The sequence below is a fragment of the Acidovorax sp. GW821-FHT10E04 genome, assembly GCF_059415185.1.
Map to the genome: position 1 here is coordinate 76,619 of NZ_JBWKMT010000006.1, position 18,343 is coordinate 94,961.

The 18,343-nt window shown below is 56.9% G+C and carries 13 protein-coding genes; 7 read left to right on the forward strand and 6 right to left on the reverse strand.

The annotated features are described in order from the left end of the window. Window positions 1–10 precede the first annotated feature (10 nt). From AC07OC_RS19360 to AC07OC_RS19375, 4 genes are read left to right on the forward strand one after another with little or no spacing between them, the layout of a single operon-like run. Window positions 11–2,518, forward strand: coding sequence for a glycosyltransferase (locus AC07OC_RS19360; RefSeq protein ID WP_218340373.1), 2,508 nt, complete (start codon window positions 11–13; stop codon window positions 2,516–2,518). 24 nt (window positions 2,519–2,542) lie between these two features. Further along, the gene (locus tag AC07OC_RS19365; protein ID WP_218340372.1) at window positions 2,543–3,460 is read left to right on the forward strand and encodes a class I SAM-dependent methyltransferase; all 918 of its coding nucleotides are present in this window, start codon (window positions 2,543–2,545) and stop codon (window positions 3,458–3,460) included. 16 nt (window positions 3,461–3,476) lie between these two features. Beyond that, window positions 3,477–4,511, forward strand: a complete 1,035-nt coding sequence (gene gmd / locus AC07OC_RS19370; RefSeq protein WP_218293384.1) for a GDP-mannose 4,6-dehydratase — start codon at window positions 3,477–3,479, stop codon at window positions 4,509–4,511. A gap of 19 nt (window positions 4,512–4,530) precedes the next feature. Next, the gene (locus tag AC07OC_RS19375) at window positions 4,531–5,421 is read left to right on the forward strand and encodes an NAD-dependent epimerase/dehydratase family protein (protein ID WP_218340595.1); all 891 of its coding nucleotides are present in this window, start codon (window positions 4,531–4,533) and stop codon (window positions 5,419–5,421) included. Between the two features lie 148 nt (window positions 5,422–5,569). Here AC07OC_RS19375 and AC07OC_RS19380 read toward each other — a convergent pair whose 3' ends face one another. From AC07OC_RS19380 to argC, 5 genes are all read right to left on the reverse strand, one after another. After that, window positions 5,570–5,914, reverse strand: a complete 345-nt coding sequence (locus AC07OC_RS19380) for a hypothetical protein (protein WP_218293385.1) — start codon at window positions 5,912–5,914, stop codon at window positions 5,570–5,572. Window positions 5,915–5,932: 18 nt separating this feature from the next. Beyond that, on the reverse strand, window positions 5,933–8,221 hold the full coding sequence (locus tag AC07OC_RS19385; protein ID WP_494601992.1) for an InlB B-repeat-containing protein: 2,289 nt from the start codon (window positions 8,219–8,221) through the stop codon (window positions 5,933–5,935). 96 nt (window positions 8,222–8,317) lie between these two features. Beyond that, on the reverse strand, window positions 8,318–10,102 hold the full coding sequence (locus AC07OC_RS19390; protein WP_218340370.1) for a glycosyltransferase: 1,785 nt from the start codon (window positions 10,100–10,102) through the stop codon (window positions 8,318–8,320). A 67-nt stretch (window positions 10,103–10,169) separates the two neighbouring features. Then, window positions 10,170–12,167, reverse strand: coding sequence for a tetratricopeptide repeat protein (locus AC07OC_RS19395; RefSeq protein ID WP_218340369.1), 1,998 nt, complete (start codon window positions 12,165–12,167; stop codon window positions 10,170–10,172). A 200-nt stretch (window positions 12,168–12,367) separates the two neighbouring features. After that, window positions 12,368–13,306 carry an N-acetyl-gamma-glutamyl-phosphate reductase gene (argC, locus tag AC07OC_RS19400; protein ID WP_218340594.1) on the reverse strand — a complete coding sequence of 313 codons (939 nt, stop codon included), beginning with the start codon at window positions 13,304–13,306 and terminating at the stop codon, window positions 12,368–12,370. 103 nt (window positions 13,307–13,409) lie between these two features. Here argC and AC07OC_RS19405 point away from each other — a divergent pair, with 103 nt between their 5' ends. Beyond that, window positions 13,410–14,297 carry a LysR family transcriptional regulator gene (locus AC07OC_RS19405; protein WP_218340368.1) on the forward strand — a complete coding sequence of 296 codons (888 nt, stop codon included), beginning with the start codon at window positions 13,410–13,412 and terminating at the stop codon, window positions 14,295–14,297. Window positions 14,298–14,484: 187 nt separating this feature from the next. Here AC07OC_RS19405 and AC07OC_RS19410 read toward each other — a convergent pair whose 3' ends face one another. Further along, entirely contained in the window at window positions 14,485–15,198 is a 714-nt protein-coding gene (locus tag AC07OC_RS19410) for a TetR family transcriptional regulator C-terminal domain-containing protein (protein ID WP_218340367.1), read from the reverse strand. Window positions 15,199–15,528: 330 nt separating this feature from the next. Between AC07OC_RS19410 and AC07OC_RS19415 the strand changes: the two genes are divergently transcribed. Both AC07OC_RS19415 and preA read left to right on the forward strand, forming a co-directional pair. Beyond that, complete coding sequence (locus tag AC07OC_RS19415) at window positions 15,529–16,896, forward strand: NAD(P)-dependent oxidoreductase (RefSeq protein ID WP_218340366.1); 1,368 nt, start codon at window positions 15,529–15,531, stop codon at window positions 16,894–16,896. A 31-nt stretch (window positions 16,897–16,927) separates the two neighbouring features. Beyond that, a complete protein-coding gene (gene preA / locus AC07OC_RS19420) occupies window positions 16,928–18,241 on the forward strand; it encodes an NAD-dependent dihydropyrimidine dehydrogenase subunit PreA (protein ID WP_218340365.1) in 1,314 nt (437 codons plus the stop codon). Window positions 18,242–18,343: the final 102 nt, after the last annotated feature.

Genomic DNA, 18,343 nt, shown 5'->3' on the forward strand with positions numbered 1-18,343 from the left:
ACATTTATTAATGAAAATTCTGATTGATCTTCAGAGCTGCCAGTCTGGTAGCAGATTTGGTGGAATCGGCCGCTATTCCATGGCTTTGGCGAAAGCAATGATGCGAGTAGGCCATTGCCATGATTTTTATGTCCTTCTGAATAAATCATTGCCCTCAGAGAATGAGGTGCGGGCTGAATTCATTGACTTGATTCCTCAGCATAAAATATTAGCGATCGATATTCCTTCAGATGTTGCAGAAAATAAGACCGCTGCAACTGGTCAAATTGGTTTGACAAGGATGGCGGAGCTTATTCGAGAAAAATTTATCGCAGACCTTTCTCCTGACATCGTGCATGTGACCAGTTTGATAGAAGGTTTGGGCGATGATGTCGTTACTTCGGTTGGCCTGCTTTTTCCCGCATCCAGGACTGCGGTGACACTATATGACTTGATTCCGTTGGTGGAGCGGGAGAAGTACCTTACAAATCATGTACTTGAAAAGCATTTTTTCAAAAAAATCGATCACATGCGCAATGCCGGAATTCTTCTGGCTATTTCTAACTATTCAAAAATCGAGGGGCATGATGTCGGTGAATTCGCATCAGACCGCATTGTAAATATCTCGTCTGCCGTAGACTCAAAATTCAAGCCACGCCTAATATCGATAGAGCGAGAGCAGGATCTGCGAGATAGATTTAGTATCCGGCAAAAATTTCTCATTTATGTTGCGAGCTTTGATTCTCGTAAAAATCAGGAGGGATTAATAAGGGCTTTTGCACTGACATCGTCTGATATTGTGAACAACTATCAGCTGGTTATTGTCGGAAAAGGCTGGGATGAGATTTATCGTCGCCTTAAAAAAATCGGCAAGGATTCGGGTCTAAGGGATGATGCCGTTCTTTTTTTGGGCCATATTGCTGATGAGGATTTGATTGATTTATATAATCTTTCTTCCTTATTTGTTTTTCCATCTTTCAGGGAAGGCTTTGGATTGCCTGTTCTAGAGGCGATGTCTTGTGGCGTGCCCGCGATCGGCTCTAACACGACAAGTATTCCTGAGGTTTTGGGTCGATCCGATGCGATGTTTGATCCACAAGACACGAGTGCGATTTCGGCTAAGTTGGAGAAAGCATTGCTTGATCAGTCTTTTTATGAGTCTTTGAAAAAGCATTCTCTCGCGCATTCGAAAAATTTTTCCTGGGAGATGTCTGCAAAAAGAGCAATAGAATTCATGGAGACCACTGAGCGTCTTATTGATGACAAAGAGTCTGCTCTGGGCGGCGGCATTATTTATCGAAAATTTCTTTCTAGAGTGGCGGAATGCCCTGATATCAAGAACGTTCCCGATAATTTTTTGCTCAGGTCCTCTTCGGCTGTAGCGGATAATGAAATCTCCGCATTTCTTGCTTTGGGTAAGCTAAAACGGGAGGTGAAAATCGGATGGGTTACTACTTGGAATACGAAGTGTGGAATAGCGTCGTATTCTAAGAACTTGGTAGGTGCTATCAATCAACCATCTGTCATTTTTGCTCCGTTCGAACAAGCCCTGATAGATAATGATGGGGTAAATATCATTCGCTGTTGGAGAAATGGCGGCGGCAATCTCTCGATGCTCAACGCCTCCGTAGACCGTGCTGATGTTGACGTATTATCCATACAATTGAATTTTGGTTTTCACGATTTTTCTGTTCTTTCGGATTTTATAGTTCGCCAAAAAACCAAAGGCCGGGTGGTGACAGTGACGCTCCATTCCACAGTGGATCCTCCGCCTGAAGTGATCAATCGTCGGCTCTCTGAACTTGCCCTAGCTCTTGGTGTGTGTGATGCTGTCTTGATACATTCTCTTAATGATGTGGTGAATCTCAATCGATTGGGCATTCATAAAAACTTGGTATTTTTCCCTCAGGGCGTTATTAAGGCATCAGCATCTGAGAAAAAAACCGAGGGAGGTATATTTAAAGTCGCTTCTTACGGTTTCGCGTTGCCTCACAAAGGCTTGGAGCAACTTATTATTGCAGTGGACATGTTGTCCCGGCAGGGTGTTGAAATAAGGCTGGATATGGTCAATGCCATATATTCCGATTCAGCGTCGGAAGCGCTGATTAATCGGTGCAAAAAAATTATCAGCGACCGAGGTTTGTCTTCAAGAATTCGAATGATTACTGATTACTTGGAGAATGAGGATTCTTTAAGTCTTTTGTCCTCAGCTGATCTCGTAGTCTTTCCTTATCAAAATACTTCTGAATCGTCAAGTGCTGCTGTAAGAATGGGGTTGGCCTCTGGAGTTTTGGTGGCGGTTACTCCTTTAAGTATTTTTGAAGATGTTCGTAATTTTGTGTATGAATTGCCAGGAACAAATTCAGAGGATTTGGCGCTGGGCATCGGTAAAATCATCCATGCCGTCGGGCAAGATGTAGAGGAAATAGCCAAAATAAGGGAACAGTCTCAGCGGTGGAGGCTGTGTAATGATTTTGAGCAGTTGGGCAGGTATTTCTCTGATCTTGTTGTCGGTTTTGTGGAAAAAGTAGCGCGCTGATTAATATAATTCGAAGGAGTTGAGATGTCTTTTGATGGTGATTATGAGATCTATGTCAAAAAAATGAATGCGGCATTTCGTGCTCACGACATATATGTAGAGGATGGGTGTTTCAAATTTTCTGATTCTGCCCTGCTTGCTGCAAGAAATGGCAACTGGTTGGGCGCGGTTGGCGATTTGAAAAATAGTCTAGAGCGTGTGCTTGGGAAAAATTTGAACTCCAGTCACCGGTTTTTGAAGAAACCGTATGTAAGGGACTTCAGATTTGATGGGGGTGACGGGCTATCTGTTGCGATAATTAATGAGCAGTCTTTGGAGTGGTATGGGAGGGATGGCGCAGAGCATGCTTTTGATTTCCTTTTGGAGTCAAAACGTGGGCTATTTGCAAACTCCAAGCGCTATTTGGACCTGGGCGGACATCAGATGATATGGGCATGCTACTATGCGCTGCAATCTGATACGACTGAGGTCATTTCTTATGAGCCATCCATTCTAAATGTCGCTATTGGGACATTTAATTGCTTCATAAATGGCGTCATCGGTAAGGTTACTGTTATTCCGTTTGCGGTTCTGGCCTCCAACGCATCAGAAGGGGATGAAAATTCCAAGATGCTAGTGGATTTTATGAATATGCCTTTGCGCGGCTATCGTATTGATCGAATGGATGATCTGAAATTTGACTTCACTAAGACGGATATAGAGGGATATGAGCTCGACCTACTGGCATGCCCCTGTTATGCCAGAATTTTGAAGCATGCTCGGTATTCGCATTTGGAGCTCCATCTTGGGCATCTCCAGGGGCATGGCATTGGGACTGATGTGTGGGTAAACCGGCTCCAAGCCGCCGATTTGAATGGAAAAGAGCTCTATTCTGGGCGTGACATGTTCGAATTCCTGTCGGAGGCCAGTCCAAAAGGATTTTATTCATTTATATTGGAATGATTAATTAATTTCGATCATGAAAAAAGCAATTGTTACTGGGATTACGGGGCAGGATGGTGCATATCTGGCGGAGCTTTTGTTGCTAAAAGGATATGCCGTTTATGGTACTTATCGACGCACGAGCTCGGTCAATTTTTGGCGAATCGAAGAATTGGGGATTGAAAGTAACCCCCATCTTCACTTGCTTGAATACGATCTTACAGATTTGGGTTCGAGTATTTCATTGCTGCAAAAGGTTCAGCCCGACGAAATTTACAATCTGGCTGCTCAGAGTTTTGTGGGGGTGTCGTTTGAACAGCCAACTGCCACAGCTCAAATTACCGGCCTCGGTGCTCTCAATTTATTGGAAGCTATTCGTTTGGTTAATCCGGATATACGCTTTTACCAAGCAAGTACGTCTGAAATGTTTGGTAAAGTCCAGGCCGTGCCTCAAGTGGAAAGCACACCCTTTTATCCGCGCAGTCCATATGGTGTTGCAAAGCTTTATGCGCATTGGATGACTGTAAATTACAGGGAGAGCTATAGCATATTTGGCAGTAGCGGTATCTTGTTTAATCATGAGAGCCCATTGCGCGGTCGTGAGTTTGTAACTCGAAAGATTACCGACGGCGTGGCCAGAATCAAGCTAGGGAAACTCGATGTTCTGGAGTTGGGCAATCTGGACGCCAAGCGGGATTGGGGTTTTGCCAAAGAGTATGTAGAGGGTATGTGGCGCATGCTGCAGGCGAATGAACCCGATACATTCGTATTGGCTACCAACCGCACGGAAACTGTGCGTGATTTCGTGCGCATGGCATTCAAGGGGGCCGGTATTGAAGTGGACTTCATCGGCTCGGCTGATCACGAAATGGCTGTCGATGCTGGGACAGGCAGAACGGTCATGCGCGTAAATCCAAAGTTCTATCGTCCGGCAGAGGTGGAGTTGCTCATCGGCGATCCTGCCAAGGCGAGAGCCAAACTGGGGTGGGAGCCGCAGACAACGCTGGAGCAGTTGTGCCAGATGATGGTAGAGGCTGACTTGAGGCGTAATCAGGCTGGTTTCTCGTTCTGAAGGCAAGGGCTTGGATGCCATGACCCAACCGAGAGCGCTGATCACCGGCATGAAGGGATTTACTGGCCGCTATGTGGCTGCAGAGTTGCAGTCGCATGGATGGGACGTCTGGGGTGTCGGAACGCAACCCGATGCGGCCGACCCTCGCTATCGTTGTGCAAATTTACTGGACGCATCTGCATTGCAGCTGGTGGTGGAAGACGTGCAGCCCGATGTGGTGGTTCATTTGGCGGCCATAGCGTTTGTGGGCCATGGAGATGCAGATGCGTTTTATCGTGTGAATCTGTTAGGCACGCGCAACTTGCTGGCGGTGCTTGCAGACGCTCGGCGCAAGCCACAGTGTGTGCTGTTAGCCAGCAGCGCCAATGTGTATGGCAACTCTATAGAAGGTGTGTTGACTGAGGCCGCGCCCCTCAATCCGGCAAACGACTATGCAGTGAGCAAACTTGCCATGGAATTCATGGCGCGGCTGTGGATGGACCAGTTGCCCATTGTGATTGCCAGGCCCTTCAATTACACCGGTGTGGGGCAGTCTGAGGACTTTCTGCTGCCTAAAATGGCGGCGCATTTCCGCAGGCGCGCGGATACCATTCAATTGGGAAATCTGGATGTTTGGCGAGACTTTTCAGATGTGCGCGCTGTTGCACAGGCCTATCGCCGGTTGTTGCAGATATGCCCTGCTGGGGCCACAGTCAATGTGTGCTCTGGTCGCATGCACTCGCTGCGAGAAGTCCTGCACATGATGGGGCGCATTTCCAGCCACAGCCTGGATGTTCAGGTCAATCCAGCATTTGTCCGCGGTAACGAGGTTCGCTCGCTAAGAGGGAGTGCGGACAAACTGCTTGGTCTGATTGGTGATTGGGAAGTCCCGCCGTTGGAGGAGACGTTGCGCTGGATGCTTGAAGCTTGAAGTGGCGTAGCCAAGTAGTCTCGGCAACAACTAAAGCGATGTCGTGCATAGTATTCTTTTCGCGTCTGCAAATCGCCAACGCAACGAATATATGCGCTGAATCAGCGCCTCTTCCTAGGCTGCCAAAATCCTTCGTAAATAAATTTCATCAGCCATTCGTGCCGAAACTGACCATGACGCACGAAGTTGTATTGTATAGGTAGAAAATTTTCTTGTTGTTGGTCTTTGAGAAGAGATATAGCGCCATGAATCTTGAAGCCTGCTCTGGGCGATCAGGGGGGATTCGCAAGTTGGTACAGCTTCCCCCGGGGAACGTCGAAACCCCCGGGGTCGGTAAGCGCCAAAAAGAGAGATTTCCATTGATTCCGGTATATTGTTCAAATCGAAGGTAAACTGGATCTTCCTCGATGTAGAAAGTCTGAGCCTGCGCGGCGTGGACCCAAAGTGCACCAATGGTTGTTGCAAGAATGCAGAAGTATTTTTGGAGTTTCATATATCCTCTTGGCTCGTCTTAATTCAAAAGCAGGAGATTTATAATTGTGCCGATGTCTGGGGGGGATTGCATTTGATAGCTGGCGGCCAACGTTAATCCGGAAAAAGGCTCATAGCCAGTGAGCATAATGTGGTAAGTGCCTGCTGCCGGTGTGGGGAGTGTACAAGTCTCAATATTGCCAATGAGATATGGCCTGCAATCGTAAGACGACAGGGTTGGCACTTGGCCCAGTTTGACGTAGAGATCTGAATCTCCCGTGCCGCCGCTGATCTGAATCACGAGATTGATGGCTCCGGCAGGAACCGCCACGGAAAAGTACTGCGTAGAGCCAGCACTGCCAGATAAATTGCTTTGTAGCAGAGGTGTCGATGTGCTGCCACCGGAACTCAGGTTGAACTGGGCATTGACGGTCGTGTTTGCGTTGACCGTGAATGAGCACGAACCCGTGCCGGTGCAAGTATCCCCACTCCATCCCGTGAACGTGCTGCCGTTGGCGGGCGTGGCTGTGAGGGTGACGATCGAGCCAGGGGGCAGCGATTCAGTGCATGTGTTGCCGCAATTGAGGGCGCCTCCGGATCTCACCACAGTGCCGCTGCCGGTTCCTACCTTGGCAATGGAGAGAACCCCTTGTGGTGTGGGTACAAAACTGGCCATGACGTTCTTTGCCACATTCATCGTCATGGAGCATGGCCCGTTCCCCGTGCAGTCACCGCTCCATCCCGAGAAGGTGTAGCCCGTTCCCGCTGTAGCTGACAGCATGACAGTAGTCCCTGCCGCGTAACTTTCATTGCAGTCAATTCCGCAGTTAATGCCTGCGGGAGAACTGGTTACGGTGCCGGTGCCGGAAATGCCCACCGCCAAGGGAAAGGTGCCAGATGTATCAAGCGGTAGCTTTGATTGGGCTTGGCTTGACATGACGGCAGGCACGCGATCTGGATTCACACCGTATGGATGACTGGTTCCAAATGTCCAGGCGATATTGCCCATCGAGCCATTCAAAAGATGGCAATAGCTCATGATGGTGCCGTTGCGTTGGCCAGCCCCTCCCCCTGAAATTGATGAGATACCTGGCAGATACCCAAGGCGTCCAGCCCCTCCGAGTGAGATACCACATTGCCCGGTGGCGTCCCCCGAGAAGCAGCAGTCAATGGCGCCCCCATTGTTTGGTGATGGCGCAATGAATGGATTGTCATAGTCATGCGTGTGTGAGCTTCCAAAGGCGTGCCCAATTTCGTGGGCAACCACCACAGAATCCCAGATGACTTGGGGGTTTGAGGGAGTGAAGTTGCCCGAAAGTCCTGCGCTAACCCCATAGGCAATAGTTGGACTGGCCAAACTGCCCACATAGGCTATGCCACCGCCTATGTTTTTGCCGCTCATGAGGTGCACATGGTGTCTGGAAACCGATGCGTTTGCGCCCGAGTTCCAAAAAGCTTGAAGTTCATCGAGCATCTCACCTGTTGTCGTTTTGCTCCACGGGTCTGCCGAGGTTGTACGGATGAGTATCTGTTTAAGGTTGAAGCGCGTGGCAACTTCCGTTTGGTACCTGCTGCTAATGTAGGTGAGAAGGTTTGTGATGTACGTGAAGGTTGCGGCTTCAGATCCAAGCTTTTGATAGAGCTCGTAGTCGCTGTCAATGATGATGTCGGCGCGGCGCGGGCTATCCGCTTTTTCTGCAAGAATTTGAGAAGAGTTTGCCTTGCTCGTTTTTAAAATCTCATCTAAGCGAATATTGCGTTGAATCGGCTCACTTTGAAGAAAAGTGGGTGTTACACCACAAGAAAATTCTCGATTGACAAAATCCTTGTGATGATCAACCAGCCGCGACGCGACTTTCCCTCCGCTACTGCCGTGCGCGGGGAGTAGTTCATTCACTATGACCTCATTATCTCGGTGAATGATAGTTCGGATTTCGCCATCTGGGGTTATTGTTGCGAAAGCATAACTTTCGGGCTTTCCCTCTAGGCCGCCAATGAAATGGGCGTTACCGGCAAATGGAAATGCGCGGGCCCCTTTTCCATCTACCACCACATACTGGGTATCGCTGCCAACCACCTCGGAGCGGTGAAGCTCAAGATGAACTACTGAAGGATGCTTGTCATCAACTATCAGATTTTCGATGCGCAATGCCTCACCAGGTTTTGTGTTGAGTGCCGCAGTTGTCGTGCCGGCAAGGGGCGGCTGCCCGGGGACGAGTTGCAATACTTTTTGTGCGCGGACCGTTCCCGGAAAAGCGATGGCCGTAAAAATCGATAGAATAATTATCGATTTCCATATTAATTCGCTTGGTTTTTTTATATTTGTCATTTCATTTGTACTGCATCGCTGGGAAAATACAAATTGGCATTGAATATGGGTGGTCTTCGGGTTGATCGCCGGGAGAAACGCACAACTTTGGATGATCTAGGGCGCCTTCCGCTGGCCAATGTCCCATCGAGCCAAGCAAAGCAATGTTGTTGCAACCATGTATTTGGCCACGCTGATCCACGAGTTGAATATGCGTGATGTCCCCACTGCACGCAAATTCATGGACACGGGAACTTCCGAGATCGTAAGACCGGCCCTGCGTACCAATAGCAGGGCCCCGAGGTCTTGGTAGTCCAGCAACGTGGCTTCGCGGGATGCGAGAACCCTCATCGCATGATGGTTGTACAGTCTGAAACCGGAAGTCAAGTCCCGCAAATCAAAACCTGCCAGTTGGCGAAACCATTGCCATGCAAGATGGCGCAAGCGGCTGGCCCGTTCTGGAAAGGCGCCAACGACCAAGTCTGACTGGTTTCTTGCCTGAAGCAGCACGGGGAGTTCATCCACCTCGTGCTGTCCGTCCGCGTCCATGGTGATGACGCCCCGATAGCCTTGCTGCAGGGCATAGCAGATGCCGGCTTGCATGCCGCCCCACGCCCCCATGGGCAGGGCTGGGTTCAACACATGTGCACCTGCGGCGGATGCAATGGCGCCTGTATCGTCGGTACTTTGATCATTGATGACAACGATGTTGTGCCAACCCTCTGCCTTCAGACGCAATAGCAATGCACCTATTGTTGCCGCCTCGTTCCGAGCAGGAATGACGATAAGAATGTCTTTGGGGGGACGGCGGAAATGATCGGCTTCCGGCGCCGCCAGTACGTACTGATCGGCAACAGCCTGCGCGCAAGCATCAATCGAAAAGTATGTTTGCAAGGCAGCTTTCCCTGTTTCACCTTTCAGGGCGCGAAGTGCGGGATCGTTCTGCATCTGCCGAATGGTGGCCTCCCAGTCGGCTACATCTTCAGGACGCGCCTGGAGTCCGGCGCCGGCGGTGGCTACCACCCATGGCATTCCGGAGCCTGGCAGCGCCGACACGATACACGGTCGTGCATAGTGCATCGCCTCAAGCAACACCATGCCAAAGGCTTCGGTACGTTCATGCGAGGCCAGGCAAAACACATCGCAGTCCTGCAGGAGAGCATTCTTCTCTTCGTCGCACACATTGCCCAACAAGCGCACATTCGCTGGCTTGTCAGTGGGCGCAAGCGCGCCAATCAGCGCCTGTAGCTCGCTGCGAAGTTCTCCGTCCCCAACGATCAGCAACTCCACGTTCTCCATGCGGGCTGCCGCTTTGATCAGCGTTTTAAAGCCTTTGTAGTACGTGAGCCTTCCAATGGACAGCAAACGAAGCCTATTGGCCTTCCATTGGGAGGGCGTGGGCACCTCGAACGTCAAATTCTCGGTATCCAGGCCCAGGGGGATGACGGAGCATTTGTGGCGCCAAGATTGCAGAGGTTCGCTCGATTCGAGATAAGGTTGCGAAGTAGCGATGACGCGCTTGGCGTGGTCCAGCACAGCCTGCTCGAATGGGCGATATAGCCGGTAGGCAAGTCCTATCGCGCTCTGCATGCGCGAGGCCACCACGTCTGAATGCCAGTGCACGACCCACGGTATTCCTCGCGCCGTCCCCAAAGTGAGAACCCAAAGTGCCGAATTGTTTGGCATGTGTAAATGCAGGACATCGGGCTTGTGCTTGGCAATGGACCTTGCCAAGGCCGAACGAAACCCGATTGCTATCGGCGCATAGACAAGTTGTAACTGCACAGGTACCCGTGTAATCCACGGCGGATCGTTTGGCTCGGGAGTTCCGTGCACCAGCGCGGCTGCATCAATTCCTGCGGTGCGCTGTGCCTTGATGAGGTCGGCCAGGAAAACTTCCATGCCCCCCCGATGGGGTGGATAAAACTTGCCGATGTGCAGGACACGCAGAGCCACAACGTGTCACGCCTTATTTTTTCTTGGGGGTCGCGAATACTTCCCGCATCTGAGGATATTGCGGATGCTTCGGGTCCAATTTGATGGCTTGGTCCAAGTCGTCCAAGCTTTCCTTTTGATGACCCGCACGGTGGTGTGCTACGGCACGTCCGTAGTATGCGGCCGCGCTGGGGTTGCTTGCAATGAGTTGATTGAACACTTCAATAGCGGCCCCGGTTTCGCCTTTTCCTACCTGCGCCATTCCCAATCCAAGCAGAAGTCGGGGGTCATTGGGCGCGGTTTGAAGTAGAACGTGGAAGCCTTTGATAGCTTCATCATAAAGCTCCGCTGCCATGGCGGTCTCGATCTGGCGCACGCGCACCGTGGGCAGGATGCTTGCCTGTTCAGGGTCCTTCTCTGCCATGTCCAGCGCCGTACTGAAGCTCTCAAATGCAGGCGCCAGCTGTCCAAGCGCCGCTTGGGATTCGCCACGATGGTAGTACAGGGATACTTCTGCATACCCCTGGGCTTCGGCGGTGGCGAAAGCACGGAGCGCTTCTGTATGCCTCTTCTTGAGTTGGAGGATCACGCCCGTATTGAACAGCGTGCTATTCCCCAGCTCTCCCTGGTCGCCAAGGGCTTTTGCAACAGACAGATTTCTTTCCGCTGGATCGACCATCTTTTTGCCAAGGTAATACGCTCCCAGATTTAGAAAGGGGCGGCTGCGGCCCACTGCGCTGGGGGGCGCCTTGAGGTTGATTTTCTCCGCGGCATCCGTCCAGGCAGTCACCTCGTCACGCAACGACAGATTGCGCTCCAGCGCCAGTGCAGCAAACAACAAACCGAGTACGGCGCCGAGTGCATAGATGGTACGGGGCCTGAAGCCCGTGAGTGCTATCGCCAGCAATCCAGCAAGCGCCACACCCCAAAGATAGCTGCGATACAGCACAAGTGGATCCTGTACCCAGACGGTGGCGAACTCCGTGGCAAACCACAACAGTGGAAAAAGGAGGAGCAGCGCCGCAAGGCTCAGTGCGCCCGTGCGCCGCAGCAGCAACCAGGCGGAGCCGCAGAGCAGTGCCACATAGCCCAAGGCTCCCACAATATGCCAGGATGAGGCGAAGCCCAACGGAAATGCCGGGCGCAAATCGATGGACATCCATCCAACATAAGGCACCACCCACAGCAGGCCGTAGGCAAAGAAGAGTGCAGCCTGGTTGAGGATGCTCAAGGGGAACATCTGCTGCGAAATTCCAGGCCGCAGCGTCTCAAGCTGCTGGGCGAAGGCCACGGACTGCGCATCAAAGAGCTGGCCTATCAGCTCGCCGCGAAAGCGCAGGAGCGCGGCAGTAGCCAAGGCCAGCAGCAAGAGCGTGGCTCCCATCGCCATGGCGATGTTTCTGAGGCTGGGGCGGCGAACATGGACATACAGTGCCATGCACACGGCGACGGTCATGACCGCATGCTCTTTGGACAGCAAGGCCAGCAAGTAGCTGGCCAATGCGCCCACATACCAGACCATTCGCTGTGTTTCCAAAGCGCGCACAAACGCCCAGCACGCGAGCACCGAGAACAGCGTTGCCATGAGGATTGATCGCTGTACCAGGTAGCCCACCGCGTAGACGGCTACCGGATTGAGCGCAAACAAAGCGATGCCCACGCGCAATGCGGCGTCTTGGGATGATGCGAAGTGAGCCTGTTCCTCGATGTCCTGCGGGAAGCGGGTATGGGCCATCAGCGACTTGAAGAGCGCGTACATCGCAGCCACCACACCCAGGTGCAACGCCATATTGACCAGCCGCTGCTTCCACCAGCCGCTGCCCACGAGCTGGTCGACCCAGACGAAACTGCCATACGACACCATGCGCTGCTTGATCTCCAGCAGGTTGCCGTACCTGCCGAAGATGGAACCATCCGTGAGCCGCATGTCATCAAACAGCAATTCGTTGTGGAGTCCAGGCACGTAGACGCCCAGCACGGCCAACAACAAAACCAGAGCGTAAAGATAGGGTGCTTTGCCGTGTGCAGCCATGAGGGCGAGTGGGGGATGTGGGCTGCGCGCCTGCAAGAAAACGGTACAGCGAAGGCAGTGTAGCAGACCAAAAATACGCGGCGAACCGTGAAAAAGCCCACAAAACAACTGCCTGCGGCGTTGCATATGCCGCACATACATTCGCTTTCTGTGGTGTTGATTTGTTACATGCGCACCTCGCCCGCGGACCACGGCACCCGTCATTCCCGGCCACTCTGGGCCAGCATCAATTCCAGGTTCTGAACCGCGGCCCCTGAAGCCCCTTTGCCCAGGTTGTCGAACACCGCGGTCAGAAGCACCTGTCCATGGCGGTCGTTGGCGAAGACCCCCAACTGCAGCTGGTTGGTGCCGTTGAGGGCCTGCGGGTCCAGATGCTCGGCCGCCTCGGCCTGGGCAAGGTCCATGACGTCGACATGCGCCGCGCCAGCGAAGTGGCGCGCGAGGCAGGCGTGCAAGTGCCTGCCCGTCGTGCCCGCAGGCAGCTGCCGCAGCAAGAGGGGAATGGTGAGCGCAATGCCCTGGCGAAAAGAGCCATAGGCGGGCAGGAAGAACGGGCGCTCAGACAGGCCTGCGTGCAGGGCGATCTCGGGCGTGTGCTTGTGTTCCAGCTGCAGGCCGTAGATCTGGAAGGCCGGCGCGTTGGCGGTGTGGGCGCCTTCATGCTCCTCCACGCGCGCCCGGCCGCCACCTGAATAGCCAGAGACTGCGTGGATGGTTATGGGGTGGTCCGCAGGCAGCAGGCCCGCCTGTACCAGAGGCCGCAGCAGGGCGACGGCACCGGTGGGATAGCAGCCGGGATTGCTCACGCGCCGGGCGCGGGCGATTCGCGCGGCCTGCTCTTTGTCCATTTCGGGAAATCCGTAGACCCAGCCGGGGGCGGTGCGGTGCGCGGAACTCGCATCGATCACGCGGACCGCGGGGTTGACGACGGCGGCGGCCGCTTCCCGCGCCGGGGCATCCGGCAGGCAGAGGATCGCGACGTCGCAGCTGTTGATGGCCTCGGTCCGCCGGGCCGCGTCCTTGCGCTCGCCCTCGGGCAGCGTCAGCAGGCGCAGGTCTGTGCGATGGCGCAGGCGGTCGTGGATCTGCAGCCCGGTGGTGCCCTGGTCGCCATCGATGAAAACAAGGGGAGCGCTCATGGGGTGTTCCTGGTGTGTGAATGTTGGTACGGAATCTTCAACGGAGGCATAGAATTTGAAAAGTTGAATTTCACAAACATCAGCATCAGTTTTAATGAACATCATGCGCGAACTCAATCTGGACCGCCTGCGCACGCTGGTCACCATCGCCGACCTCGGCTCGTTCGCCGAGGCCGCCCGCGTGTTGCACCTTGCCGCGCCCACGGTCAGCCTGCATGTCGCCGACCTGGAGGCGCAGATAGGCGCGCCCCTGCTCGTGCGCAAGCGTGGCGAAGTGAAACCCTCCGGCGTGGGCGAATCCCTGGTCGAGAGGGCGCGCCGCCTGCTGGCGGATGCCGAGGAGGCGCTGGACGTCGTGCAGCGGCAGGTCCAGGGCCTGTCGGGCCGCGTGCGGCTGGGTGCCTCCACCGGTGTCATTGCGCACCTGCTGCCCCGGGCGCTGGAGGTGGTCGGGCAGCATCACCCCGGCATTGACGTGCAGGTGGCGGTGCTCACGTCGCAGGAGACCATGGCGCGCCTGGCCAACGGCTCGCTGGATGTGGGCCTTGTCGCGCTCCCGCAGGGCGCCGTGCAAGGTGTCAAGGTGCTGCCGTGGCGGCGTGACCCGGTGATGGCGTTTGTTCCGGCCGCATGGCCCGCACCCCGGTGTGCGACGCCGCAGTGGCTGGCGAGCCAGCCGCTGATCCTCAACGACGTGGGCACCAGCCTGTCGCGCCTGGCCAGCGAGTGGCTCGCCCTGGCGGGCAGGCATCCCAAGGCGCGCATCCAGCTCAACTACAACGATGCCATCAAGAGCCTGGTGGCGGCGGGTTATGGGGCCACCCTGTTGCCGCACGAGGCGTCCGCGGCCGTGCCACTGGACCCGCGCATCCGCATGCTGGCGCTGCGTCCCGCACTGTGGCGGCCACTGGGCATCGCGCACCGGGCGGGGGCTGTGGAGCGGGCGACCCAGCATGTGCTGGACGTGCTGTGGCAGCAGCGGCAGGCGTGAAGGCGCAACGAAGGCGTGTGGGCGGCCTGGGGAGCATTGGCGTCGCGGCGCGCCGGCAAGAACCCCTACCGAGAAGATCTGCCGGTAGCGCCCGCCTCTGCATGGCCTCGTGCTGCGGATTGAGTAGCGGTTTAGGGGCCACGGGGGCGGTCTTCACGCTGCACGCCTTCGGGGCCCTGGCGGCGGGTCAGGCCACGGCATCCGGCGCAAGCGCGCTCAGCACCATGCGCACGATCAACGCTTCGGCGTTTTCATAGTCGCGTTCGGTCAGTGACGGCTTGCCCAGCAACAAGGCGAATTGCGCCTCCTGTTCCGCATAGGCCTGCGTCACGGACCAGATGATGAACATCAGATGGGTGAAGTTCACCTTGGCGATGCGGCCTTCGCGCGCCCAGCGCTCGAAAGTGCGCACCTCGGTCTTGAGCAGCGGGCCGACGCGCTCGCGGATGGCCTTGCCATAGCGTGGTGCACCGGCAATCACCTCTTTGGTGAATACCTTGGCTCCCTGGGGGTGCACGCGCGAGTATTGAAGCTTGGCACGGATGTAGCGGCGCAGGGCCTGCTGGGGATCTTCGCTGTGCGAAAGGTCCTCCATGCCGGCCAGCCACTGGGTGAGCACGTCGTCCAGCACACGCTGGTACAGCGCTTCCTTGCTCGGAAAGTAGTACAGCAGGTTGTGGCGGCTGATGCCGATGGCGGCCGCTATGTTCTCCAGCGAGGCGCCTTCGAAGCCGAATTGCGCGAAGTGGTTCTCGGCCTCCGCCAGGATGCCCTGCTCCTTGAGCAGGCGGGATGCCGTGGGCGCGCGGGTGGCGGCCGTGTCGTCGAGGGCGGGGGATCTCGGTGCCTTGGCCCGCGGGGGCGCGGCGGGATCTGGAGGGGACTGGCGGGCGTCTGTCATCGCACCATTGTGGAACAAGCGAGGCCTCGAAGACTGGCAATTGGCTGGCATGGCGCTTGCTCTAGGGATTTTACCAATTGGTAAATTTTTACGGGTTGGTAAATTGACCCACATCGCAGGGCACCGCGGCAAATAAAGCGGCGGGCACCTGCACCCCACAGCGAGGACCACGATGAAACCTCCGAAGTTCGCGGGCGCAAGCACTCTGGCTTGCGCTGCGTTGGCTGGCACGCGGCATGCCCGCCACAGGTGCCACAAAGCCCCAGGGCGCGGGGCGGCCCGTGCCGCGCATGCCTGGATCTCCACCCCGAACCTTCCGGAGGAAGACTGATGGACACACCCGCAAGCCGTGCCTGCGGCATACATGCCGCGCGCCTGAACCTGGCCGACTACGCCCGCAACTTCAGCGACGCGCACCCGCCGCTCACCCGCCCGCAGGCGCTGATCGAAGCCGAACGCTGCTACTACTGCCACGACGCTCCGTGCGCCACGGCATGCCCCACGGGCATCGACATCCCGTCCTTCATCCATCGCATCGCGCAGGACAACAATCGGGGCGCGGCCCGCGCCATCCTGCAGGCCAACCCCCTGGGCGGCATGTGCGCCCGCGTGTGCCCCACCGAGGTGCTGTGCGAGCAGGCCTGCGTGCGCAACACCAACGAGGACAAGCCGGTGGAGATCGGTTCGCTGCAGCGCTACGCGACCGATGCCTTCTTCGCCAACCCGGGCGCGCCCATGTTCCAGCGCGCCGCGCCCACGGGCCGGCGCGTGGCCGTGGTGGGGGCGGGGCCTGCGGGCCTGGCCTGCGCCCACGGGCTGGCGCTGCGCGGACATGACGTGGTGCTGTTCGAGTCGCGCCCCAAGCTGGGAGGGCTCAACGAATATGGCCTGGCCAGCTACAAGACCACCGACAACTTCGCTCAGAAGGAGGTGCAGTGGCTGCTGTCGGTGGGCGGCATCGAAGTGCGCACCGGCCAGCAACTGGGGCGCGACATCACGCTCGATGGCCTGCTGGCCAGCCATGACGCCGTGTTCCTGGGCCTGGGCCTGCAGGGCGTGAATGCCCTGGGCATTGCCGAGCCTGCGGCGACAGGCCTGCGCAATGCGGTGGACTTCATCGCCGAGCTGCGCCAGAGCGGCGACCTGTCCACCCTGCCCGTGGGCCGCCGCGTGGTGGTGATCGGCGGCGGCATGACGGCGGTGGACGCCGCCGTGCAGTCGCGCAAGCTGGGCGCCGAGGACGTGACCATCGTCTACCGCCGGGGCGCCGACGCGATGTCGGCATCGCCTGTGGAGCAGGAATGGGCACAGACCCACGGCGTGAAGATCCGCCACTGGGCCGCGCCCCAGGAGGTGCTGAGCGAAGGCGGTGTTGTCAAGGGCGTGCGTTTTGCCGCCACGGCGCTGAGTGGCGGCAAGTTGGTGGAAACCGGCGAGACCTTCATGCTGGAGGCCGACATGGTGCTCAAGGCCATCGGCCAGACCTTTGTGGCCGAGCCGGTGGGTGCCTCCATCGCGCTGGAAGCCGGGCGCATTGTGACGGACCTGGAGGGCCGCACCAGTCTGGCGCGCGTCTGGGCCGGAGGCGACTGCCGCGTGGGTGGCCGCGACCTCACGGTGGAGGCGGTGGAGCACGGCAAGGTCGCCGCTGTCTCCATGCATCAAGCGCTGAGCGTGCCCGTGGCACTCGTGGCCTGACGTCGTCAACTGCAACTCACGGGAGCACCCCATGGCAGACATTCGCAGCAATTTTCTGGGCATCCAAAGCCCCAACCCCTTCTGGCTGGCCTCCGCACCGCCCACCGACAAAGAGATCAACGTCACCCGCGCCTTCGAAGCCGGTTGGGGCGGCGTGGTCTGGAAGACGCTGGGCGAAGACCCGGCCGTGGTCAACGTCAACGGCCCGCGCTACTCCACGCTGATGTCGCAAGACCGCCGCGTGATCGGCCTGAACAACATCGAGCTCATCACCGACCGGCCGCTGCACACCAACCTGGAAGAGATCAAGCGCGTCAAACGCAACTGGCCCGACCGCGCCATGATCGTCTCGCTCATGGTGCCTTGCGAGGAGCAGAGCTGGAAGAGCATTTTGCCGCTCGTCGAGGACACCGGCGCCGACGGCATCGAGCTCAACTTCGGCTGCCCGCACGGCATGAGCGAGCGCGGCATGGGCGCCGCCGTGGGCCAGGTGCCCGAGTACATCCAGATGGTCACGGCCTGGTGCAAGCACTACAGCCGCCTGCCCGTCATCGTGAAGCTCACCCCCAACATCACCGACGTGCGGCACCCGGCGCGCGCCGCCAAGGCGGGCGGGGCGGACGCGGTGTCGCTCATCAACACCATCAACTCCGTGATGGGCGTGGACCTGGACCGCATGGTGATGAGCCCCAGCACCGACGGCTGGGGCTCGCACGGGGGCTATTGCGGCCCGGCCGTCAAGCCCATCGCTCTGAACATGGTGGCAGAGATCGCGCGCGACGCGCAGACCGCCGGCCTGCCCATCAGCGGCATCGGCGGCATCACCACCTGGCGCGACGCGGCCGAATACATCGCCCTGGGCTGCGGCACGGTGCAGGTGTGCACGGCGGCCATGGTCTACGGTTTCAAGATCGTGCAGGACATGTGCGACGGGCTGTCGAACTTCATGGATGAGCACGGCTACGCCACGCTCGACGACTTCAAGGGCCAGGCCGTGCCCACCGTCAAGGACTGGAAGAACCTCAACCTCAACCACATCGAGAAAGCCGTCATCAACCAGGATGCCTGCATCCAGTGCGGCCGCTGCCATGTGGTGTGCGAAGACACCTCGCACCAGGCCATCACCTTCACCAAGGACGGTGGCGTGCGCAAGTTCGAGATCAACGAGGCCGAATGCGTGGGCTGCAACCTGTGCGTGTCGATCTGCCCCGTGCCTGAGTGCATCACCATGCGCGCGCTGGAGCCCGGCGAGGTGGATGTGCGCACGGGCAAGACGGTCACCGGTGAATACGCCAACTGGACGACGCACCCCAACAACCCGCAGCGCGTGCCGGCGGCGGCATGACGCTGGAGGCGCCCGATGTGGTGCGCGTTCGCAACGCGTGCTGCGCTGCATCTGGTGCGGTCCTTGCGTGATCTATAGCATCGCTCGCTTCCTTTGGCCCGC